This window comes from Actinocrispum wychmicini (genome assembly GCF_004345645.1).
Classification (GTDB): Bacteria; Actinomycetota; Actinomycetes; order Mycobacteriales; family Pseudonocardiaceae; genus Kibdelosporangium; species Kibdelosporangium wychmicini.
This window is the reverse complement of record NZ_SLWS01000004.1, coordinates 200,040-221,699: the sequence shown is the minus strand read 5'-3', so window position 1 is coordinate 221,699 and position 21,660 is coordinate 200,040. Positions and strand designations below refer to the sequence as shown.

Genomic DNA, 21,660 nt, shown 5'->3' with positions numbered 1-21,660 from the left:
GTAGAGGAAGGGTGTGACGCGGGGACCCCGCCCGACGGTTTCTCGGCGGAATCAAGTGATCATAGCGACATGGAATCTGCCATCAGGTCGCTGAAAACTTCGATTGGCTTCCGCGAGTTCAACGTCTGTCGTGATCTGCCATTTAACTGTGCCGCTGCCTTATCAAGGTCGTCCTGAGTGTGCAACGAGAGGTCTGTTCCCTTGGGGAAGTACTGGCGGAGTAGTCCGTTGGTGTTCTCGTTGCTGCCGCGTTGCCAGGGCGAGTGGGGGGCGCAGAAGTAGACGGGCTGCCGGTTCGGATCGCGAAGTCCGCGCGCCTGACCATTATGACGAATCTGGTGGTGCGCTCGACCAGGGTGGCGATCTGGGGTTTGTTGCCCTCGATGATGAGGTCGCCCTCCCAGAAGCCAGGGACGGCGCGATCGTCGGCTTCTTTCGGCCGCTCGCCGATGTTGACCACGTCCTCGATCCTGCCCCTGGTCGCGGTCACTAGTGACCGGTCGACCCGGCGGGTGCGTCCCTGTCGCGGGGCCAGCGTGAGCTGGGGTGCGCAGCTCGCCCCGGGCCTGAAGGTACAGGCAGTCATAGATCGTCTCGTGGGACACGTGCGTCTCCGGATCGTCGGGGTGATCCTCGCGGAGTCTCACTGATCTGTTTCGAGCGATCGTCGAGTGATGTCGATCGAGAATCTTCCCTAGGGGATCGAGGTGAACAATCCGATTTCCGACTCAACTCTCGGGAGATGATCTCCCGTTCCCTCGAATCGCAACGGTTCGCGTCGACTCATATACCGTGCCTATCGCTCGAAAAATACTGACAAAATATCAGGCTGTCGCTACGACCATTTGACTCCGCCCGTCAGTGCGGCCGAGATGCTCGCCAGGGATCTAATTCCTGCCGCGTCCTTGAACGTGAAACCTGTATAGCCGTACTCGGCAAGAGCGGCCGCGAAACCATAGAACTTTTCCAGGTCTCCCCCCGCGCGAAGGTAGCTGTCGGCCATCGATATTTCCAGCGGCCCATGCGTATCCACAAGTGCGCGTGCCACGGCCTGCTCAGCTGACGTAGTCGGATTGACCATCGACGAGCGATGGCCAGTGCCCTCGTCCAGCACTCGCTCTGCCAACCAAGCTGACAGTTTCGCCTGATCCGCTGGCGGGCGTTCTACTAGTGTGAAGTAGTGTGGTGTCATCCCCGCTGGGTGCAGACTTAACTCGTCAACGATACGTTGGCGAACAATGCTAGGGGTCAAACCAGGGTCAGCAGACGCAACAAAGGCGTGCAGATACCTGGAGATCCCCAGTTGTCTCCGGTCGTTTCGTATGAACACCGCAATGTCAGCAGACCTCGAACACTTCTCCACCAGCGCTGTCACCTGCGGGACGCTTATCCAGCAGTTATCCAGACTCTGCCATAAGTCGTTCCGTCGAGATGATTGAAGTTTCTCGGCGAGTATATCCACTCCACTATCGAGTCCATCGGATGCGCGACGAAGAATAGCTTCAATCCCGTAGAGTATTCCTTCTACCTCGCGGGAGTCGACAGCGACGGTGTCGACGAGCAGATTGAGGAGGACAGTGCGTGAGCCATGCTGCACGTCCAGGCTTAGTCTCGTGGAGCTCTCTTCGTAAGGCCTATCTGTGCCTGGTGCTTTCTGCCACGAGCACTTCGCCGGCTGCTCCGACAAATCTGCAGTGTCCCTTTGGCGGTCGTCCAGCGATACCTGGTAGAAGTTGAACGTGACGTCAGTATTCAGATCAATGCCGCGCTGCCACGACATTCTGGACCTGATCTCGAGCAAATCCAACGGCTCGTACCAACTATACCTGTACGCCAGTATGGAGCGGCTCTGAACGTGCTTGGCCGTCTCCAGATAGCTCGAGCACATCGGGCTGGTGATGAGGAGCGGGACACGTTGCGCCGTGGCGCCGACGACTTGACTCAATGGCATAAGGTGACGGTTCGCCGCTTCTATGCCTACCACACACTGCTCGAACCCTGTGTGATGGCATATCATCATCGTAAAGGCCGCCAGGACTGCGGCCGCAGGTCGAATACTGTACAACTCTGTTATCCGGTGGAGAACTTCGACACCGCCCGGAAGAGCAAGTCTGGCCTCGTAATACCGCGGCCCGAGGCCTTGGCTCTGCGACAACGGGTTCGGGTACATCCAGGCAGGAGTGTTCTGAAAGTGCTTCTCGAGGTACCGGTAAGCGCGGCTCCGCTCAGTTCGGCCGACCGATGCGTTTTCCGCTTCCGCGAGATCTGTTGGCTGGAGCCAGTCAGCGGATTCAGATGGAACGCCATAGTCAGCGGACTTGCACAGTTTGTTGACCTGCCTGGCGATTACCTTGACGCTGACGCTGTCCATCGTCACATGATCGGCCAGCATTACAAGCCAACCCGGTCGAGCAGCCCGCTGGTAGAGGTGAAACTGGACCGTAGTGGCCCCGACCTGAGCGCACGATGACTCATAGAACTGAAGGACGAGGTCATCCAGCGGAGGGCTGGAAGCATTCACCAAGTGGCCGACCGAGATCTCCACGCGGGGTTCGGTCACGACCTGCCTGAGATATCCATCGACCACTTGGAACTTTGTGCGGAGTGTCTCGAACTTGACTGCGAGAAGTTTCAATGCCTCCTCGATTACATCCACGTCTAGGTTGGCTGGAGTCTGCCAGGAATACACGATCACCCAGTTCTCCATGTACCACTGGAACTGTTGCGCACGAGTCATCGGCATGATTGTCTGGACATTGTCGGGCGCTTTCTCGCCTCTTGCCTGAGAGGATGTGTGGTCCACGCACCTAATCCTTAACGTCAGATGAGTTCAAGCGATCATCCTGAGAACGAGCAGCCGCCAACCGCCTCGCCTGGGCAGCCAGAGCGAACGCCCAGGGGTACCGTGCCCGAAGAAGGCCCAACCGTGCGATGCCAGGGTGGAAGGCCATGTCGCCCCGTGCGACGGCGACAGTACCCGTAGCCAGTCGACGACAAGCCTGTGAACTGCCAGGGCTGGGGTTGCCGCAGGAGAGTCTGGGTGATGGATATTCCGGTAGCATTACGACTCGCGGTGGATTGTCGGGCGTGTTCTGAAGGTTGACGCGCCGCGACAGCGGGCCGCCCTGGGCCGGCGTCGCGCCGGTCTCCTGGCTCATGACCCGGCCAGAGAATCTACCCGCTCACCGCCGCAACCGGACGACGGCCGTCAACGACCTACTTGCCCTGCGCGGCTTCGTTCACGGCCGGTGGATGGACCTTCCCACCGTCGTGGCCGGGATGACGTCGCCCCTACGGCAACGGACCGATGGAAGGTGCGAACACCAAGGTCAGGCAGCGAAACCAAAAGATCTGGGCTGTCTCGCACCTGGTCTACTGCCATCCCGCTCCCCGGTGACTCGGTTGATCGGAATCGCTGGACTGGCTCCTGCGCACCAGCCTGAACAAGTCCCATTTAGTGGCGATGACGGCTATTTCGACCCGGGAGCCCACTCTGAGCTTGAGCATGATGCGCGCAATATGCTCTCTCGCCGTTCTTGCGGAGATTCCCAGCTTCATGCCAATGTTGTAATTAGTCATACCAGTGGTGACCAGGCGGAGAACCTCGAACTCCCGCGCACTCAAGGCCGACATCCTGGAGTGAATCTCATTGATATTGTCGATTGGCCCGATACCGTTTTCAACTATCATGTTCTCTGTCATGGAGATATCCCTGTCGCAGATGCCGTGAACTCTCTCTATCGACTCCGGGATCATCGGTCGTTCCTCCGCCTTCGCTCGTAGGAAATTCGATGCCGAAGAGGTCGAGCAAGGGTGTCGCCTTCACCGCGGTCTCCTCGAACTCGGCGTCAGCGTCGGAAAGCGTGGTGATGGCTCCTCCGGTTCCGAAGTAGACCTCGTTCTCGGTCATGATGATCGTCCTGATCACGACGCTGAGGTCGGCGGCTCCGGTCAGCGAGAAGTAGCCCAGGGCACCGGAGTAGATCCCCCGGGGTCCCTCTTCGAGCCCGTCTATGATCTGCATGGTGCGGATCTTCGGCGCCCCTGTCATGGAGCCGGGCGGGAAGGCCGCGCGGACGCATTGCACAGCGCTGCGGTCCGGCCTCAGTTGCGCGTGCACGGTACTGACCAACTGGTGCACCGTCGCATAGCTTTCGACCTCGAAGAGTGGATCGACCCGCACGGAGTTGGCCTCGGCGCACTGACTCAGGTCGTGACGTACCAGATCCACGATCATCAGGTTCTCAGCGCGGTCCTTGGGGTCGTTGGCGAGTTCCATGCGCAGCCGCTCGTCTTCGGGGGCGAACTGCGACCGTGGCCGCGTACCCTTGATCGGCTTGGATTCCACCGCTCCGTCGGCGCCGACGCGCAGGAACCGCTCGGGCGAGGAACTGAGCACCGACAGTGGACCGAACCGGAGCAGGGCGCCGAAGGGTACGGGATTGCGGCGGCGCAGAAGCCGGTAGGCAGCCCAGGGGCGGAATGTGCCGGTGCCGTGCAGCATGTTGGTCAGACAGATCTCGTAGGACTCGCCCGCGTCGATCTCCTTGTGGCACGCGCTGATCAACTCCAGGTAGTGCTCCTTGTCGTGCCGCAGCTTCCCTTCGTCAAGCGTGCCCGGCGATCCTGATGGCGTGTCCCTGTCCTCAACGTCGTCAGGCGCCGGCGCGGCCAGTTCCTCCATGCTGCGCCGCGTCCGATCGAACCACTCCGTCGCCGAAGCCGTATCGCCGTTGTCCACCAGGGCCAGGAGGTATATCTCGCGCAGTTCGTGGTCAAACACGACGGCACGATCGGCAAAGATCATTCCCGCGTCAGGGTGGCGTGAGTGGTGCGCCAGTTCCCCGCCGCATTCCACCTTCAGCTCGTACCCCAGGTATCCCACCCACCCCAGGGCAAAGTCGAACGGGAGATCGGGTACCTCGGCCCGGTGGGCGTGGAGGTCGTGATCGAGCCAGTCGAGGAACGGACCTTCGACGACCTCTCGCCCCGCATTGGAGGTGACGACAACGCTCCGGCAGTCCACCTGGGCCTCGGCCACCCGAGCCAGCGGACCGCTGGCGTCTCCCATGAAGGAGAACCGCCCTCGCTGCTCGCCTGTACGGCTGCTGTCGAGCCAGAAGGCGTGCCGGGCATCGGCGTACAGCGCGGCAAACGCCCGCTCGGCCGGCACCTCGAACGGAAGCCTCCGCATTGCCACCCGCCGATCAGGGCGGTGCCAATGGACTCTGGTCCCATGCAGCGGGCTTGTCTCATGGGTGAGACGCATGAAGTTGCGCAGAATGCGTGGCCCATGAACGGTGCCGATCGACTCGGGATGGAACTGCACTCCCCACAGCGGACGGCTTCGGTGCCGGACTCCCATCAGCACCTCGCCCTCCGTCCACGCAATGGCCTCCAGTTCGTCGGGCAAGTCCGCCACCGCCAGGGAGTGGTAACGGGCCGCGGAGAACGGGGACGGTACGCCTCTGAAGAGGACGTCCCCGGCGTGCGTCACCAGCGAAGCACGGCCGTGGAAGATCCCCGGTGCCGGGACGACCTGGGCGCCGTAGACGTGGCATATCCCTTGGTGGCCAAGGCACACGCCCAGGACGGGAATCTGTGCCTGGCGAATGACATCCGCACAGATGCCGAAGTCCTTGGCCTCCGACGGACTTCCCGGGCCCGGAGAGATGACAACGTTGTCAAAGTCTTCAAGCACCGACAGGTTCCAGCCCGCCTCGTTGTTCTTAATGATGGTCGGAGCGACTCCGCTCATCCCGCCTACGTAATGGGCGAGATTGAAAGTAAAGGAGTCGTAGTTGTCAATGACGAGTGTGCGCACCCGTCTCTCCTTGCCGTCGAAGGACCTCCCGATTACGGATCACCTTTCCGTTCGCGTTGCGCGGCACTCCTCCGGAAATCCGGAAGAACTTGGGAACCTTGAAGTTGGAGAGACGGGACCGACACCAGTTCGTGAGGTCGGCTGCTGTGAGCGTGGCATCGCCACCAACATACGCTTCAATGACGTCACCGAACACGACCACCGCTTCCCGTACGTGGGGGTGCAGAAGTAGCGTCTGCTCGACTTCCGTCAAATCGACTTTCAGTCCGCCGATCGCAACTACGGAGTCGGCCCTACCACGATATGTCAGAAGTCCGTTTTCCGAGTCCTGGTCGCATAGGTCGAACGTCCGAAGCCATCCGTCGTGGAACCGGTCGGCACGGTCTGACCAGAGATAAGGCGTGCATTCCATCCGGACCCGGAGCTCTCCCGCTACGACACCCACCTCCATCCCGGCGGTCGGCCTGCCCAGAATGGGAGGCTCCGAGCCTCCGATCAGATCCGCGGCGATTATCCCCGTCTCGGTTGTGCCATACACCGGGCTGATCGGCAGCCCGTAACGTTGGCGAAACTGGGTCCAGACCCTGAGGGGCAGCATTTCGCCGGCGGAAACCGCCAGGCGCAGCGACGGGACCGCACCCAGTGCGGAGTGCGCGAGCAGATCAAAGTGAACCGGCACGCCGAAGATCGCGCTCGATTCGGTCGCCCGTGCGGTCTCCGCTATCGTCTCGGCCCGTATGCGGGACGGAAACACCATCTGTGCCCCGGAGTTCAGACCATGCAGTACTCCTCCGACCAGGCCCATGGTGTGGGTGACGGAGTTCAGCAGCAGGACGCGCTCGCCGGCCCGTGGCATACCCTCCAGTGCGGCATATCGTTCAAGTTCCGCCAGCAAGGAGGCGGAACCACGACCGATCACCTTCGGTTCTCCGGTGGAACCCGAACTCGACTGAATGAGGCAGACATCTGGCGCGGCCGGACGCCCTGTCGCGCGACGCACCACAGTGAACGGCGCGTCCTTGACGAGATATCTGGTCAGGAGGGGCAAGGGCTGCGCGGAGAGTAGGAACTGGGGTTCGCAGAGCCGAAGCAACCGGTCGACTTCAAAGGACGTTGACCGAACGTCGATGAGCATGACCTGGGCCCCGCGGGTCCACGCGGCGAGCATGGCGTATAGGAGAGTGCGGCTGGGCGGCACGTACAAGGCGACCGAGGAACCGCTGCCGATCCCCTCGGCGGCCAGTCTCGCAGCGAGGAGTCTGACCTGTTCCCGTAACTCCCCGTAGGTGACGGCGGGGTCGGCCAGAACCCACAAGTCGTCGTCGTGTCGTCGTCCCAGAAGCCTTTCCCCCCACCAGGATCGTGAGCCGGTGACGGCCATCAGCCCTCCAGAGACACTCGATCGGGGAAATTCTCCGCCAGATATCCGTGAAGGTCCCGGACCGACATGAGCGAGGGGAAATCCGATTGTTCGGGCGCGATCTCGATGTTATGGCGTTCTTCCAGCAGGTGCAGGATCCAAACCAGCGTGAAGGAGTCGATCTCGATAGGGCTGTCAAGATCGATCGTTACGGGCCCGTCCCTCGTGCTCAGACATTCAGTCATTATGCCCTTGACGTTCTCAAGAGTGATCATCTGAGTTTTCCTTGTCGGGTGGGTCTCGGGTCACAGGGAGAGCTTGTAGGTGTAAGTCTCATGTCGCCTGGTGCCCGCATCAGCGCACAGCGCCATGAAGTTGCTGAGCCAGCCGAGCGACCGCACTGGCTCGCCGCTACCGCCGGAGGCCGACCCGGGGGATGTCTCCGAGAGCGTGAGCCGTGCTACTCCCGTGTCGGTCTCGATCCGACGCAGCAGGAGGGCGGCCGCGGCGTCTCCGGCGGGCAAGCGCGACCCCCAGCCATCCGCCGCAGCCAACTCGCTTACCCGGCACACCCGTTCGTTCGGCTTGGTCTCCACCCCGATGACGAGCACCTGGTGCAGTTCCAGGTCGTCCAGTAGCGCGTCGGCGACCCTTAGCGCGTCTCCGGCCGGGTCATGAATGGCCGAAATGCAGGTGAGCGGTCCATGAATGCCGTAGCGCCGGGTCAAATGACTGAGGATGGACGTACTGACTGACTGGAAGAACAGCAGTGGATTGGAGAGATTGCCCGCGACCGCCCATTGGGTCGCCGTATCCACCGTAACTGCGTCACCGTACATGGTCGCGAGCACGATCGCGGTTCCAGCGCCGTACCGCCCGACGTGGTTGTCGGGAGCGCCCGTGGGCCCCAGACAGGCTGTCGCCACCGCGTGCACCAGCGGACCGAACCGTGAAATCGCGAATCCCACGATTGGAGGAAGCTCCTGTGAAGCCGCCCCCGGCAGACCGGACGCCTCGTCGCCCCAGGGGGTCAGGCAGGCGGCATCGACGATGGCGCGGTGAGACAAGAGCCCTGACGGCATATAACTCCTTTGCGGCGGTCGCCCTTCACGGTGTGGTGGTGCCCTCATGAGGACTGCGGAGCACCCAGTACAAGGGCCGCGTTGGCGCCGCCGAATGCGGCGTTGAGGGACAGCGCTCGGGAGACCTGCGAGGGTCTCGCGGTATGTGGGATGCAGTCGACGAGGCACTCCGGGTCCGCTTCGAGAAAGCCCGCGGTAGGTGGCAGCAGCCCTTCCGCGAGTGCCAGGAGCGTGATGACGGCCTCGACGGCTCCGGTCGCTTCCAGCATGTGGCCGGTGGTGCTCTTGGTGGAGCTCACTGGAACCGTACTGGCCCGGTCGCCGAACACATGGCGCAGCGCCAGCGACTCGGCGAGGTCGTTGCGTGGTGTGCCCGTGCCGTGGGAGTTGACGTAACCGATTGCCTCGGCAGCGACGCCAGCACGCCGGAGGGCGATTTGGGCGGCGGTGGCAAGGCCGCGGCCCTGTGGATGCGGCTGTACAGGATGGTGGGCGTCCGCGGCGAGGCCCCACCCGAGAACACTGCCGTACGAGACGGCGTTCCGTCGCCGTGCGTGCTCCGCTGACTCCATCACGAGTACCGCGGCGCCGTCGCCGTGTAGCAGCCCCTTTCTTCCCATGGAAAAGGGCCGCATCACGGCCTCGGTGGTGAGGGCCAGACCTGAGTCGAATTTGGCGAAGACGTCTTCGTTGACCAGGTAGGCGCCTCCGCACACCACGGAATGGGCCTTTCCAATGCTGATGAGATGTGCTCCGTACGCTATCGCGTTGGTTGCCGCCACGCATGCGTTCACGAACGCCAATCGGGGCCGCCCGAGGCGGAATTCCTCCCCGATGACCTCTGGTAGCAGCCCCGGCAAGCTGTGCACGACACCGGCTCCTTCAGGCTGCTTCCCCGCAGCATGAACTGTCCAGAAGTCAATGTTCGCCGCATGATCCCCATCGGTGCCCAGCAAAACGGGCGCGCCCGCGCCGTCCTGGCCCGCACTGGAAAGTGCCTCCCTAACACACTCGCGCAATACGGTCAACTGAGACAACGCCTTATCCTGATATTCGGCGGCATACTGCGCGCGATATCGGGACGGGTCGAACCGACGGACCTTCGCGAAGGCTGGCTCTCCGGAAAAAACCCTTGCCCTGAGCGCTTGGGCGCCAAACCCGAACGCCGTGAACACGCCGTACCCCGTTACGACGACCTCGTGCAAGGTGAGAACCTCCAGGGTAGTAGGTCCACGGATCAGGCCTGCGTCGACCGCGGTGCCGATCAGGTCCACCGCGTGTACGCCCCGCACCTGTGAGCCGCGTTCACAGAGCTCAATTCCCATTCCCGCTGTATCGCCGGGCCGGTGGATACATGGTCCAGAAGCGCGTTTATGTCTCCCGCGGACATGCCTCATCTCCTCAGCCAAGCAACGGGCGCGAACAACGTCGGTTACCCGATACACCGCATGAAGGCGAATCGACTGCTCGGCAGCCTAGTTGTCAACCGGACACACTGACAACCAAACCCCGAAGCACACTCCACCGGTTCAACTGCTGATTGTCGTCACTTGCACGGACCCGCGCCGGACACCGCCGCGACCGGCGTCCATTGGCAGCCCGCCGCGCTGGCCCGCCTGTCCCCGCAGGGACGCGGCGTACAGGTTGGCCCCGAGCGCGGCGACGAACCCAGGACGGGTCCGACTCCGCCTGGACCGCCCGCGATCTCGCCGAACACCAGGTCACCCACGGTGTGGGATGCGGGTGATCAGTAACTCCTCGGTGGCGCGCCTGAGGTGCGCCGCGATCGCGGCGATTCTCGACGCGGCCACCTCAGCGGCACGCTGGTAAGCGTTTTCACTGTAGGTCACCAACTCAACCCGGCGTCAGAGCCCTAGATTTCGAGGCCGGTTGCCATCTGGCGGGGTGACTGCAAGCATGCGGTATATCCACTACCGTCTGCGATGACATCGGAGGGTATCTGGTGCAGCGCTCGATACTGGTAACCGGCGGCAGCCGAGGCATCGGCGCTGCTATTGCCAGAGCGTTTCTCGAACAGGGAGACCAGGTTGCCGTCGCCCAACGCGGCTCCGAAGTTCCGGCAGGTGCGCACGCGATTAGGTGCGACGTTTCTGATCCCCAACAGGTAGCCGCCGCGTTCAAGGAGGCGCGTGAACTTCACGGCCCCATTGAGGTCCTGGTTAACAATGCTGGTATTGCTGACAACATGCTCCTCATGGGAATGCGCAACGAGCAGTTCTTCCGCGTCCTAGCGACAAATCTAGGTGGTTCTTTCTACGCCACCCGGTGCGTATATCCGGACATGGTGAGAATGAGCCGGGGGCGGATCATCTTTGTCTCCTCCGTGGCGGCTCTCCGCGGTTCGGAGGGCATGGCCAACTACGCGGCGAGCAAGTCCGCTCTGATCGGTCTTGCAAGGTCGCTTGCCAGGGAGATCGGCCCTCGCAATGTCACCGTGAACGTCGTGGCCCCCGGACTGGTCTCCACCGATCTGGCGAAAGACCTCTCCGAACAGCGACGGGAGCAAATCATCGGCGAGACGGCCCTGCGCAGGTGCGGCACTCCCGAGGAAGTGGCGTCGGCCGTCACCTGGCTCGCTTCGAAGGACGCGGGCTTCGTCACGGGAGCGGTCATACCCGTGGACGGCGGTTTCGGGATGGGGCACTGATGTGTCCATTCAGGGACGTTCTGGTCGCGCGTGACGCCCTGACTGCCGAGTTGCAGGCGATGGGTGCACGCGCTCGACTTGCAGATGACGGAGTTGCAGCGCTGTCTGGGCTCAGCTCGGGACAGGAGACTTACGGATGAACGAGCAGCAGGATGAACCCAAGTCCCAGGGTGGTGATTCGGGCAAGGCGGCCCGTGCGGTAGGCCTGTACTTCTTCTCAGCCCTGGAGGAAGAGTCCGACGACGCAGCCGCCTACGGTTTGCTGCTCGACGCGGCCAGAACGGCAGACCGCAACGGTCTCGACTTCGTCTGGATACCGGAACGGCATTTCACCCGGTTCGGCGGCGGCCACCCCAATCCGGCCGTGCTCGCTGCGGCCATCGCCGTGGTCACGCGCAACCTGCGCATCCGCGCGGGCAGCGTGGTCCTGCCGCTGCACGATCCGCTGCGGGTGGCGGAAGAGTGGGCCGTGGTCGACAATCTCTCCAATGGCCGGGCCGAGATATCGGCCGCGACCGGCTGGAATCCCCGAGACTTCGTGCTCGCGCCCGAAGACTACGAGCGGCGTGCGGTGCGGGCCGCCGAGAACCTCAGGGCTGTGCGGCAGCTATGGAGCGGCGGGGAGATCAGCCGTGAGGGGCCGGACGGGGCCGAATACCGTGTCCGCACCTACCCTCGTCCCGTCCAGCCCGTGCTGCCCCACTGGATCACCGCCTCCGGGAATCCCGCGACCTTCGAGTACGCCGGCGAAACCGGCGCCGGCCTGCTGACCAGCTACGGACTGTTCGGCCCCCACGAACTCGCCGAGCGAATCGGCCTCTACCGGCGTACGTTTGCGGCGCACCACGGCGGGCGAGGGCGGGTCTGCCTGATGGTGCACGCAGCCATCGGAGACTCGGGTCCGGAGATCCGCCGTCGCGCCCAGGAGCCGCTGCGCCACTATCTCGCCGCCTACCTCGATCAGCAAGGCTCCGTGACCGATCCGGCCGTGGCGGCGAAGCGCTTGGACTTCGCCGTGCACCGGTATCTGCGCGGCCGTTCGCTGATCGGAGACCGTGCCGAGGCGGACCAGGTTCTTACCGGACTCTTCGAGGCGGGCGCCGATGAGGTGGCTTGCCTGGTCGACTTCGGGTTGCCGCGCGGCCCTGTGCTCGACACGGTCGCTGAGCTCGCGAATCTGCGCGTGAAGATCTCTGGATGAGCCCCGACCAGCGCGATAGGGGACTTGGGCGACAAGCTTGTGCATGGCTCCACCGGAGTACGCCTCATCGAACTGGGGATCGACGTTCGCCGCTGGATCAGCGAATGGAACAACGCTCCCAAGCCATTCGTGTGGGCCAAGATTGTGTCACTGGGCAAGTTTGCGATTCGCGCCAGCGGTCACCGCGATGACCTCCGGCTTCGACTGCTGTGCCGACCATAACAGGCCCGCAACCGAGGAACGCGGGCCAAAGCCAAGAAAGCGGTGTAACTCGAGAGTCCCAGACTGAAGTGAGATCACCGCGGATCTGATTGCGGTATTGCTCCGCGAACAGCACCTCGACTTGGCACCTGCCGCTGACGTTTGGTGCTCGTGGCTGGGACAATCAGTTGTGGCGGCTCGGTGACGACCTTGCGGTCCGGCTGTCCTGGGCCACTCAGGACGCAGGCGAGCTACTCCTCAAGGAGCACACCTTGCTGCCTGCTGTAGCGCCGCGCCTCCCATTGCGGATACCTGTTCCGCAGCGTCTTGGCCAGCCTTCCGAGCGGTTCCCGCACCCTTGGATTGTTACGACCTGGGTCGCTGGTGAACCTGCTAACCGAGCCCCTGCGACTCGCGGCGCCGTGGCGGCCGACACCTTGGCGGCTTTTCTGGCAGCCCTACATCAGCCCGCGCCTCAGGAGCGGAACCGCCGAGGTGATCCACTGGCCGACATCAACGAAGGCTTCGCAAGCCTCCTAAGGAGGCAACTACTCGCCGGCTGCTGACGCAGCAAACCTGCGCGGCGCTCGCGGCCGGGCGCTATGGAGGATGTCCTGGTGCCACGTCCATCGAAAGATCCTGCCGTGGCGGGACATCCGCGACGAGTTCCCCTGGATCCGCCGCATGGCCAAAGTATCCCGAGCAGTTCCGTAAGGACGCGGTCGCTCCGGTCCGTTCGTCGGGCCGGTCGGTCGGGTTTCGGCGCGCATTTCCTTCACCACCCTCGATGAACCCGATTTCCCGCTGCCACGGGGAGTCCGGCTGCGGCGAGGACGGCACGGCGCGTCAACACCCTGACCAGGTGAGCCCGGTACTCGGGGGCCGCACCCAGGTCGGACGTTGGCGAGGTGCCCTCAGCCGCCGCTTCGGCGGCCCGCACCACGGCCTCCGCAGTGGCATCCGCACCGGCCAGCGCCACCTCGGCCGCGGACGCCCGAAGCGGCGTGGCGCCCATGTTTGTCAGTCCGATGCTCGCCTCGGCGATACTGCCGTTCTCACGGCGTACCGCCACGGCCACTCCGACCACCGTGGAAGCCTGCGCGGAGAGATGGAACTTCTCGTATTGAAAGCCCCAGCCCTCCCCCAGTTTGGGCAGCCGGATCTCGACGAGCAGTTCGCCGGGCTCCAGCGCGGTCTTGTGGTGGTCGACGAAGAACTCGGCGGCCGGGATGGTGCGCCGCCCGCGCGGGCCCTCCGCCACCAACTCGCCGTCCAGCGCCAGCACCACCGAGGGCAGGTCGCCAGCCGGGTCGGCATGGGCGACGGAGCCGCCGAGAGTGCCGCGGTGGCGTACAGCGGGGTCGCCGACCGTCTCCGTTGCGGCGGCCAGCAACGGGGCATGCCGTCGGACCAGCGCATCGTGGAGGACGTCGTGGTGGGTGGTCATGGCGCCGACGACGAGCGAGCCGGCCTCCTCCCTGACGCCGCGCAACTGCGGCACTCGGCCCACGTCGACCAGCAACTTCGGGAAGGCCAGTCGCAATCGCAGCGTCGGCAGCAGGCTCTGACCGCCCGCCAGCACCTTCGCCTCCTCGCCGCCCTCGGCTAGCACACGGACGGCCTCCGCAACGCTCGCCGGGCAGGCGTAGTCGAACGCCGCGGGGCTCATGCCGCAACCCCTGGTTCGGAGAGCCCTGCTTCTGGTCCTGAGCGGCGAAGCAGCGTTTCGGCACACCCGCCCCTCTTACTGGGCGTATTGGGCTCTGTGACGGTCACTAGGCCTCTCCACCGGCAGCCGCGGCGAGCACGGCCTTGACGATGTTCTGGTAGCCGGTGCAGCGGCAGAGGTTGCCCTTCAGCGCGTGCCGGATCTCCCGCGGGCTGGGATCGGGGTTGTGCCGCAGCAGATCGCGGGCCCCCATGATCATGCCGGGGGTGCAGTAGCCACACTGCAGGGCGTGCTGCTCGTGGAACGACCGCTGCAGCGGATGCCACTCGCCGTCCTGCGCGAGCCCCTCGACGGTGGTCACCTCACTCCCGTCCGCCTGGACCGCCAGAACCAAGCAGCTCTTGACGCTCGCCCCGGCCAGATCGACGGTGCACGACCCGCAGTTGCCGGTTTCACAGCCGATTGTGGTGCCGGTCAGGCCCAGCTGGTCCCGCAGATAGTGGACGAGTAGAAGCCGGGGTTCCACCTCGTCCTCATATTTCGTGCCGTCCACGGTCACCGAGATGCGGTTCATGTGTCTTCCTTTGAAGATGGACGAACGCCGCCGAAGCCAACGTCACCGCGGAGTCCAGCGCTCGACGACCGGAAGATGCCGTCGATCATCAGCATCTGACCGGTCGCGTCGTCGCCGCTATGGTTCTGCTCCAGGGCAACCACCGAGAAGCCCCGTGCCGTCAGGAAGTTCAGCACGTCCTCGAACGCCGGCGCGTCGTGGTGCATGTTGACCAAGGGCAATTCGAGTTCGAGCAGCGCGATGCGGTCGAGAAACGGACCCGCGCCCTCGAGGACGGACAGCTCGGCGCCCTCCACGTCCAGCTTCAGGTACACCCGGCAGCCGTCGCAGCCCAGTTCATGCCACAGTGAGCGCAGCGAGCGCATTGGTACCAGCTCCGTACCGGCTTCGACGTCGTCCGGCCACACGCGGGAGTGGAGATCGGTGCGCCGGAAGACCGACGAGCCGAGTGACGTGCGCGTCAGGTGCAACAGGACTTGGCCGTCCTCCGGCCCGAGCGCCATGTTGTGGCAGTGCCAGTCGTCGTCCGACCGGGCGACTTCGGACAGCACGTCGAAGGTCTCGGACGCCGGCTCGAACGAGATTATCTTCCCGCGAAAGCCGCACTGGCGCATCCACTTCGCGTACTGGCCGCCATTCGCGCCGCCGTCTATGACCACATCGATGTCCCGGAGAAGAATACGTCGCCGTTCCTGTGCCGTCATCAGGTTCTTGGTGTACGGCGGGAGATCCCGTACACCGCGTGGTGCTGGACGTACCATGACATCCTCTGTTCGCCGTTCAACGCTGAGACTGGCGTGCATCGCCCGCTTCCTTGATCGCCGCCCAGACACGGCTCGGGGTCATCGGCATGTCGATGTGCCGGACCCCGAGGTGAGCGACCGCGTCGATGACCGCGTTCTGCACCGCGGGAGTGGAACCGATGGTCCCCGCTTCGCCGATTCCCTTGACACCGAGGGGATTCACGTCCGTGGGCGTCTCGCTGGCCGCCAGTTCGAAGTCGGGCAGGTCGGCGCAGGCGACGGCCCCGTAGTCCGCGAGCGTCGCGTTGAGAGGGTTGCCGTCTTCGTCGTAGCGCACCTCCTCGAACAACGCCTGGGCGATCCCTTGCGCGATGCCGCCGTGGCGCTGGCCTTCGGCGAGGGCTGGGTTGAGGACCGGCCCCGCGTCGTCCACGGTCACGTGGCGGAGCACCGTAGTCATCCCCGTCTCGGTGTCGACGTCGACGACCGAGAGGTGCGCGCCGAACGGAAATGTCGGCTGGTCCGAGTCGAACTCGACGTCGGCACTGAGGCTCTCCACCTCGGCGTGCCTGACGACCTGGGTCCAGGTCACGGATCGGCCGGGGTCGCCTGCCGCGTGCCACGTCCCGGAACTGGTGTCGAGGACGATATCGGTCACGCGGGCTCCGAGGAGGTCGGCGGCGTGCCGTCGGGCCTGATCCCTGACCTCGGAAGCGGCCTTGTGGACCGCGGAACCGCCGAGCTGCAGGGACCGGCTCGAATAGGTGCCAACGGCCTTCGGGATGAGGTCGGTGTCCCCGTGCACGACGGTGATCTGGTCCATGGGGATGCCGAGTTCGGCCTCGACCAGCATCGACCAGGCGGTGTGGTGGCCCTGGCCCTGCGTCGAACTGCCGGTCTGGACCGTTGCCCGTCCAGTCACGTCCACGGTCACCTTGGCGGTCTCGCCACCGCCGCCGGTCATCTCCACGTAGACGGAGATGCCGATGCCAAGCACGTGCACGCACCCGTTGTCCCTGCGGGCGGTCTGCTCGGTTCTGAGCCGGGGGTAGTCGGCGGCGCCGAGGACCTTGTCGAGGACCTCCTCGTACGCACCGGAGTCGTAGCGGGCCCCCGTTCTGGTGCGGAACGGGAACGCGTCCGCCGCGATGAAGTTGCGGCGGCGGACCTCGACTGGATCCATTTCGATCTCGGCGGCGAACAGGTCCACCGCTCGCTCGATGGCGGCCGATGCCTCCGGCCGACCCGCGCCCCGGTACTTGTTGACAGGGGTCGCGTTCGTGACGACGACGCGGTAACCGGTCTGCACGTGCGGAATGTCGTACACGCCGGGGGCCATCATGCAGGTCACGGGTGCGAGGGTGGCAGTACGCGGGTAGGCACCCGCGTCCTGGACGACGTCGAGGCGGTATGCAGTGATCGTGCCGTCGCGTTTGCCGCCGATCTTGACGCGGTTGAGCTGGGCACGGCCCTGGGTCATGGCGACAAGGTTCTCGACGCGGCTCTCCGCCCATCGCACCGAGGTTCTCGACTTCCACGCCGCCAAGGCGACGACGATCGCGTCCCGGTCGATGCCGATCTTCGCGCCGAACCCACCGCCAACATCGGGAACAATCACGCGGATCGCGTCGGGCGAGATGCCCAGGGACTCGGCGAGGGTGCTCCGGCAGCGCTGAGCGTTCTGGCTGCTGTGCCAGACGGTGAGCCTCGTGCCGTCGAAGGCCGCCGCGGTGGCACGGCACTCCAACGGGACGCAGGCCACGCGGTGGTTCACGACCTCTCGCTCGACGACCACGTCCGCGTCGGCGAAGACGCCGTCGTCGTAGGTGCCGCGGTCCCGCTGGTCGGCGAGGTTGGTTCCGGCTTCCTCGAACAGGAGTGTGTCGTCGAGGAGGGCCTGCGCGATGCCCACGACGGCCGGGAGTTGCTCGTAGTCCACGTCGACGAGCTCCGCAACGTCCTGGCCGTCGTACCGCGCGTCGGTGAGCACGACCGCGACCGGCTCGCCTACGAATCGGACCTTCCCCCCGGCGAGCAGGGGCTCGGCGAAGAACCCGCCGCCGTGCTCCGGCCGCCGGAAAGGCTGAGGTGCGGGCAGGTCGGTCAGGTCCGCGGCCGTGTAGACGGCCACCACGCCAGGGTGGGCTTCCGCCCGTGACGTGTCGATGCCGGTGATGACGGCATGCGCGACCGGGGAGCGCACAAAGGTCACGTACGCCGCCCCGATGAGCTCGGGTACCCGCAGGTCGTCGACGTATGTGCCGCCCAAGGTGAGCAGCCGCAGGTCCTCGACCCGGTTCACCCGGGTGCCGAAGGCGCTCACGGTGCGGCGTCCGGGTTCCTGGTGGTGCGCAGACAGCGGCAGGCCATCGGCAAATCGATCGTCCTGTCACCCGACAGGCCTAGTTCGGCGCGCAGGTACCCGGCTACTCGCTCGTCCACGGCATGCCGGGCCTCGGTTGACAGCGCAATCGCGCTGGCGTCGGTGCCCATCAGCCCGACGATCTCCTCGGCGGTGACGGGCATCGACCAGGTCAGGCGCAGTTCGACGAGAGGGCTGAACAGCGACCCGGTCGGCGGGTCCATGACGTCACGGCTCGGCGCCTGAGCGGCGACACCCCGGCCGCTCTCGCGGACCCGCTGTGCGCGAGTGAAGCGGTCGAGATCGGCGACCCATGAGACGGACAGATCCCGGTGGTTCCACAGGACGCCGAACGTGCCGCCGCCTCGGAGCACGCGTGCGATCTCCGGCATGGCACGCCGCGGATCCATCCAGTGCCAGGCCATGGAGATCAGCAGCGCGTCGGCGCTGCCGTCGGGCAGGAACATCCGCTCGGCGGTTCCCGGCAGCAGCCGCGCCTCCGGGCAGTTGCGGGCAAGTGTCTCGCGCATCCGCGGGTCGGGCTCGACGGCGACGACGTACTGGACCAGGTCCACCAGGCGCCGGGTCAGTGCACCGGTGCCGGCAGCGAGGTCGACCACCGTCTCGCAGCCGTCCGGGAGAAGCCAGTCCAGGGCCGCTGCCGGCACGCCAGGCCGAAAGCGGTCGTAACGATCGGCGATCTCACCGAAGGACAGTCCGCGCGTTCCGCTCTCGGTCATACCCATCACCCTTTTTCGTCGCCCATGTTCCTCAGTCGGAACGTGCCGAGTTCCTGTCGACCTTCGCCTTGACCTCGTACTGCAGATCGAGACCGGTCATCTCGGCGATGCTCGCCACGTAGAGCACGACGTCAGCCAGTTCTTCCCCCAGAAGCTCCTTCCCCTTCCGCCACGCGGTGAAGGCCGCTGCCGTCTTTTCCTGGAGCATGCAGAACTCCAGTGGTATGTCGGTGGTGTTGTAGCCCTTCAGTACCTTGTTGTCCCAGGCGAGTCGCTGCAGGGAACCTATGTCCATGTTTCCTCCCATAGCCGGGCGCGCTCGTGCTCGTTGGAACACGAATCGATGCTCCTGTTGACCTGTCAGTCGTCGATCGCCTGGTAGGCAGCCGTCCAGAAGTCGTGGAAGATTGGCATCTGCCACCACTCGGTCTGGGCAAAGAGGATCGTCGTCATGTCCTCGGCAGGGTCGTTGAACCAGGTGGTGCCGTATTTGCCGTACCATCCGTAGCTCCCGACCGAGGGTCCGAGGTACGTGCGTCGGGTGTTGATCCCCATCCCGAAACCCCAGCCGAAGTCCTCGAAGAACCCCGGCGGCCAGACGAACTTGGAGACCATCTTCTGCCTCTGCGTAAGGTGATCGCTCGTCATCAGCGTCACCGACGGCCGCGAGAGGACCCGTCTGCCGCGGTGGGTACCGCCGGCGAGCAGGGCCGAGGCGAAGGCGAGGAAATCGTCGGCGGTCGAGACAAGCCCGCTGGCAGCCGCCTTGAACGTCGGCGGCTGTCTCCCGAGCCCGTCTCGGCTGGCTGCGACGACGAACTCGCCGGTGGCCTCGTCGAGCACATATGCGGTCGCCAGCCGGCTGACACTCTCGCCGCCCACGCTGAGGGCGGTGTCCTTCATCCCGAGCGGCTCGCAGATCCGCTCGCGCAGGACATCCTCAAGGGGCATACCAGTGGCGCGGGCGATGAGCACGCCCAGCGCGATGGCGGGGATGTAGTACATCCAGCGCTCACCCGACTGGTAGACAAGCGGCAGCCTGCCGAGGCGACGGATCCACTCGTCCGGCGACGGCCCGGCATCGTCCGGGCCGTCCCCGCGCTCAAGCGCGTTCAGCGCGTCGGAGATCGGGACCGTTCCCGGCTCGGCAAGGACCGTGCCGGTGCCGAGGCGGCAGGTGAGCAGATCCCGCAGTGTTATCGGACGTTTCGCCGGGACAGTGTCGTCCAGTGGCCCGTTCGGATCGGCGAGCACGGTCATGTTCGCCAGTTCCGGAAGGAGCGCATCGACAGGGTCGTTGAGGCGGAGCGTGCAGTCCTCGACGAGCGTCATAGCGCAGGCGGCGACGATCGGCTTCGTCCACGATGTGATGCGGCAGATCGTGTCGGCCGCCATCGGCGTCCTCGAGCCTTCGCCCTCGAAGGCGAGATTGCCCGTCGCCTCGATGTGGACCTCGCCATGGCGGGCGACGACGGCGACCGCACCTGGGCCGTGTCCGGCATCAACGTGACGCTCGAGCACGTCTCGCACGCGGGCCAGCCGTTTCGACGAGAAGCCACCTGCGGCCACCTCTCCTCCTCATTCGTCCGTGTCTGTACGTCAACCAACGCGCGATGACCGCCCGCGTACTAGACCTTGCAATTCACGCGAGTTGGTGAGGAATGAGCGCCTCGACACAACAAGGTGCCCCTGACGTGATCAAGTGTCAAGGAATATCCGGAACCGCCCGTCTGAGGCTGGCCGGGTGATGTCCGTGCAGGAAGGGCCATTTAGCCTGATCGGGATCAGGAGGGTATAGCTCCGCCACCGGCTGGTCAAGTCGGCCGATCCGCCGATGACGAAGAGTCGGTGGCTAACGGGTTGCACACCAGGAAGAATCGGTAGTTGGACACGACAAGCACATAGATTTGCCGTGCCCTACAGGATGTCAGGCATTCATGAGTCGTTCGATAAATACTCGACGAATAGACGTACTTGCGGAATTCGGGGGTGAGTGACGTCAAGGAAATCCGCAAGATCATAGATCGATTCCGTTCTCAGCAGAGACAGGCAGACGTCGCCGTCAATCTCGTGCCGAGCGAGAACAAACTGTCACCGCTTGCCCAACTGCCACTCGGCACGGACTACTACAACCGGTACTTCTTCAACGACGCGTTGGATCCGGGATTCTGGCAGTTCCGGGGCGGCCAGGACGTGGCCCAGATCGAGACAGATCTGGCCGTCGGCCATCTGAGCCAGCTCGCCCGCGCTCCGCACGTCAACGAACGACCCATATCGGGGCTGTCGGCCATGATGATCGCGATGGCCGGTCTGGGCGGGAAACCGGGCGGAACGGTCGTCTCGATCGACGCCGCTTCCGGCGGGCACTACGCCACCGCGGACATGGCTCGCCGGCTCGGCTTCGAGTCGGCGACCGTTCCTGTCGTTCGCGGTCAGATCGACGAGCAACGGCTCGGGCAGGTCCTCCGCGAGCACGAGCCCGAACTGGTCTACCTGGACCTCCAGAACAGCCGCCACGAGCTGGAGGTGTCCCGTGTCGCGGACCTCATCAGGGCACACTCCCCGCGAACGCTCCTGCACGTCGATTGCAGTCACACGATGGGACTGGTCCTCGGGGCCGCCCTTGGCAACCCGCTCGACGCCGGCGCCGACACGATGGGCGGCTCAACGCACAAGAGCTTTCCCGGGCCACACAAGGGTGTCCTGTTCACCCGAACCCCGGAGCTGCACCAGCGGTTGAAGGACGCGCAGTTCACGATGCTCAGCAGTCACCACTTCGCCGAGACGCTCGCACTGGGGCTCGCCGCCGCGGAGTTCCGCCACTTCGGCCATGCCTACGCGGAACAGGTCATTGGCAACGCGCGGCTGTTCAGCAAGCTGTTGGCGGCGGACGGGTTCGACGTCGCCGCTGACGAGGACGGCCACACCACGAGCACCCACCAGGTCTGGGTGAAGATCGGGGACGCGGAGCAGACCGACCGCTTCTCAGAGTCAATGTATGACCACGGGATCCGGGTCAACGTCCAGGTGGACCTCCCCGACCTGCCGGGCCCGGTGCTCCGCCTGGGGGTCAACGAGCTCACCTTCATCGGGGGACGCGAGCCCGCCGTCCACGCGCTGGCCAAAGAGTTCGCCAACGCGCGGGCCGGCGTCCGCCGGGACGGCGGCGGCAGCCGGCGAGTTCGCGAACTGTGCGGCCCGCCCTTCTACTTCGTCGAGTTCTCCTGACTGAATGG

General features: G+C 64.7%; 19 protein-coding genes and 1 pseudogene. 4 read left to right on the top strand and 16 right to left on the bottom strand.

The annotated features are described in order from the left end of the window. Positions 1-59: 59 nt before the first annotated feature. The 9 genes and pseudogenes from EV192_RS55875 to EV192_RS56850 all read right to left on the bottom strand — a co-directional run. A pseudogene (locus EV192_RS55875) lies at positions 60-641 on the bottom strand (IS30 family transposase); the annotation flags it as partial. A gap of 194 nt (positions 642-835) precedes the next feature. After that, positions 836-2,803, bottom strand: coding sequence for a condensation domain-containing protein (locus EV192_RS19130; protein WP_132117197.1), 1,968 nt, complete (start codon positions 2,801-2,803; stop codon positions 836-838). Between the two features lie 569 nt (positions 2,804-3,372). Next, positions 3,373-3,702: a response regulator transcription factor gene (locus EV192_RS19125; RefSeq protein ID WP_165960479.1), complete on the bottom strand. Its 330-nt coding sequence runs from the start codon at positions 3,700-3,702 to the stop codon at positions 3,373-3,375. Then, positions 3,680-5,824, bottom strand: a complete 2,145-nt coding sequence (gene pabB, locus EV192_RS19120) for an aminodeoxychorismate synthase component I (protein WP_132117193.1) — start codon at positions 5,822-5,824, stop codon at positions 3,680-3,682. Before pabB ends, EV192_RS19125 begins: the two co-directional genes overlap by 23 nt. Further along, positions 5,805-7,205, bottom strand: coding sequence for a class I adenylate-forming enzyme family protein (locus EV192_RS19115; protein WP_132117191.1), 1,401 nt, complete (start codon positions 7,203-7,205; stop codon positions 5,805-5,807). Before EV192_RS19115 ends, pabB begins: the two co-directional genes overlap by 20 nt. After that, entirely contained in the window at positions 7,205-7,459 is a 255-nt protein-coding gene (locus EV192_RS19110; RefSeq protein WP_132117189.1) for an acyl carrier protein, read from the bottom strand. The genes EV192_RS19115 and EV192_RS19110 overlap by 1 nt, the downstream gene beginning before the upstream one ends. 30 nt (positions 7,460-7,489) lie before the next feature. Beyond that, complete coding sequence (locus EV192_RS19105) at positions 7,490-8,266, bottom strand: ketosynthase (RefSeq protein ID WP_132117187.1); 777 nt, start codon at positions 8,264-8,266, stop codon at positions 7,490-7,492. 44 nt (positions 8,267-8,310) lie between these two features. Further along, positions 8,311-9,540: a beta-ketoacyl-[acyl-carrier-protein] synthase family protein gene (locus EV192_RS19100; RefSeq protein WP_243726935.1), complete on the bottom strand. Its 1,230-nt coding sequence runs from the start codon at positions 9,538-9,540 to the stop codon at positions 8,311-8,313. Positions 9,541-9,987: 447 nt separating this feature from the next. Next, positions 9,988-10,116: a hypothetical protein gene (locus EV192_RS56850; protein ID WP_279493641.1), complete on the bottom strand. Its 129-nt coding sequence runs from the start codon at positions 10,114-10,116 to the stop codon at positions 9,988-9,990. Between the two features lie 113 nt (positions 10,117-10,229). Between EV192_RS56850 and EV192_RS19095 the strand changes: the two genes are divergently transcribed. From EV192_RS19095 to EV192_RS57405, 3 genes are all read left to right on the top strand, one after another. Next, positions 10,230-10,934, top strand: coding sequence for a 3-oxoacyl-ACP reductase family protein (locus tag EV192_RS19095; protein ID WP_132117183.1), 705 nt, complete (start codon positions 10,230-10,232; stop codon positions 10,932-10,934). A gap of 136 nt (positions 10,935-11,070) precedes the next feature. After that, a complete protein-coding gene (locus EV192_RS19090; RefSeq protein ID WP_132117181.1) occupies positions 11,071-12,135 on the top strand; it encodes a MupA/Atu3671 family FMN-dependent luciferase-like monooxygenase in 1,065 nt (354 codons plus the stop codon). A 311-nt stretch (positions 12,136-12,446) separates the two neighbouring features. Further along, the gene (locus EV192_RS57405; protein WP_207926134.1) at positions 12,447-12,902 is read left to right on the top strand and encodes a phosphotransferase; all 456 of its coding nucleotides are present in this window, start codon (positions 12,447-12,449) and stop codon (positions 12,900-12,902) included. A gap of 209 nt (positions 12,903-13,111) precedes the next feature. Here the strand turns inward: EV192_RS57405 and EV192_RS19080 are convergent, their stop codons facing one another. The 7 genes from EV192_RS19080 to EV192_RS19050 all read right to left on the bottom strand — a co-directional run bounded on the left by EV192_RS19080 (position 13,112) and on the right by EV192_RS19050 (position 19,993). Beyond that, entirely contained in the window at positions 13,112-14,005 is an 894-nt protein-coding gene (locus tag EV192_RS19080) for an FAD binding domain-containing protein (protein WP_132117179.1), read from the bottom strand. A 106-nt stretch (positions 14,006-14,111) separates the two neighbouring features. Beyond that, a complete protein-coding gene (locus EV192_RS19075) occupies positions 14,112-14,579 on the bottom strand; it encodes a (2Fe-2S)-binding protein (RefSeq protein ID WP_132117177.1) in 468 nt (155 codons plus the stop codon). Beyond that, complete coding sequence (locus EV192_RS19070; protein WP_132117175.1) at positions 14,576-15,382, bottom strand: FkbM family methyltransferase; 807 nt, start codon at positions 15,380-15,382, stop codon at positions 14,576-14,578. Before EV192_RS19070 ends, EV192_RS19075 begins: the two co-directional genes overlap by 4 nt. Then, a complete protein-coding gene (locus EV192_RS19065; protein ID WP_132117173.1) occupies positions 15,360-17,645 on the bottom strand; it encodes a xanthine dehydrogenase family protein molybdopterin-binding subunit in 2,286 nt (761 codons plus the stop codon). The genes EV192_RS19070 and EV192_RS19065 overlap by 23 nt, the downstream gene beginning before the upstream one ends. Then, positions 17,642-18,424 (bottom strand): class I SAM-dependent methyltransferase, encoded by a 783-nt coding sequence (locus tag EV192_RS19060; protein WP_165960478.1) that lies wholly within the window; start codon positions 18,422-18,424, stop codon positions 17,642-17,644. Before EV192_RS19060 ends, EV192_RS19065 begins: the two co-directional genes overlap by 4 nt. Positions 18,425-18,455: 31 nt before the next feature. Beyond that, positions 18,456-18,719, bottom strand: a complete 264-nt coding sequence (locus tag EV192_RS19055; protein WP_132117169.1) for a nucleoside triphosphate pyrophosphohydrolase family protein — start codon at positions 18,717-18,719, stop codon at positions 18,456-18,458. 65 nt (positions 18,720-18,784) lie between these two features. Further along, entirely contained in the window at positions 18,785-19,993 is a 1,209-nt protein-coding gene (locus EV192_RS19050) for a serine hydrolase domain-containing protein (RefSeq protein ID WP_132117167.1), read from the bottom strand. Between the two features lie 420 nt (positions 19,994-20,413). Between EV192_RS19050 and EV192_RS19045 the strand changes: the two genes are divergently transcribed. Then, a complete protein-coding gene (locus EV192_RS19045) occupies positions 20,414-21,652 on the top strand; it encodes a PLP-dependent aminotransferase family protein (RefSeq protein ID WP_165960477.1) in 1,239 nt (412 codons plus the stop codon). Positions 21,653-21,660: the final 8 nt, after the last annotated feature.

Bases quoted from the DNA above. Each gene is read 5' to 3' on its own strand.
- EV192_RS19110 (WP_132117189.1), bottom strand. From the start codon at position 7,459: ATGATCACTCTTGAGAACGTCAAGGGCATAATGACTGAATGTCTGAGC.
- EV192_RS19075 (WP_132117177.1), bottom strand. From the start codon at position 14,579: ATGAACCGCATCTCGGTGACCGTGGACGGCACGAAATATGAGGACGAG.
- EV192_RS19070 (WP_132117175.1), bottom strand. From the start codon at position 15,382: ATGCACGCCAGTCTCAGCGTTGAACGGCGAACAGAGGATGTCATGGTA.
- EV192_RS19125 (WP_165960479.1), bottom strand. From the start codon at position 3,702: ATGACAGAGAACATGATAGTTGAAAACGGTATCGGGCCAATCGACAAT.
- EV192_RS19090 (WP_132117181.1), top strand. From the start codon at position 11,071: ATGAACGAGCAGCAGGATGAACCCAAGTCCCAGGGTGGTGATTCGGGC.
- EV192_RS19115 (WP_132117191.1), bottom strand. From the start codon at position 7,205: ATGGCCGTCACCGGCTCACGATCCTGGTGGGGGGAAAGGCTTCTGGGA.
- EV192_RS19055 (WP_132117169.1), bottom strand. From the start codon at position 18,719: ATGGACATAGGTTCCCTGCAGCGACTCGCCTGGGACAACAAGGTACTG.
- EV192_RS19105 (WP_132117187.1), bottom strand. From the start codon at position 8,266: ATGCCGTCAGGGCTCTTGTCTCACCGCGCCATCGTCGATGCCGCCTGC.
- EV192_RS19080 (WP_132117179.1), bottom strand. From the start codon at position 14,005: ATGAGCCCCGCGGCGTTCGACTACGCCTGCCCGGCGAGCGTTGCGGAG.
- EV192_RS19060 (WP_165960478.1), bottom strand. From the start codon at position 18,424: ATGACCGAGAGCGGAACGCGCGGACTGTCCTTCGGTGAGATCGCCGAT.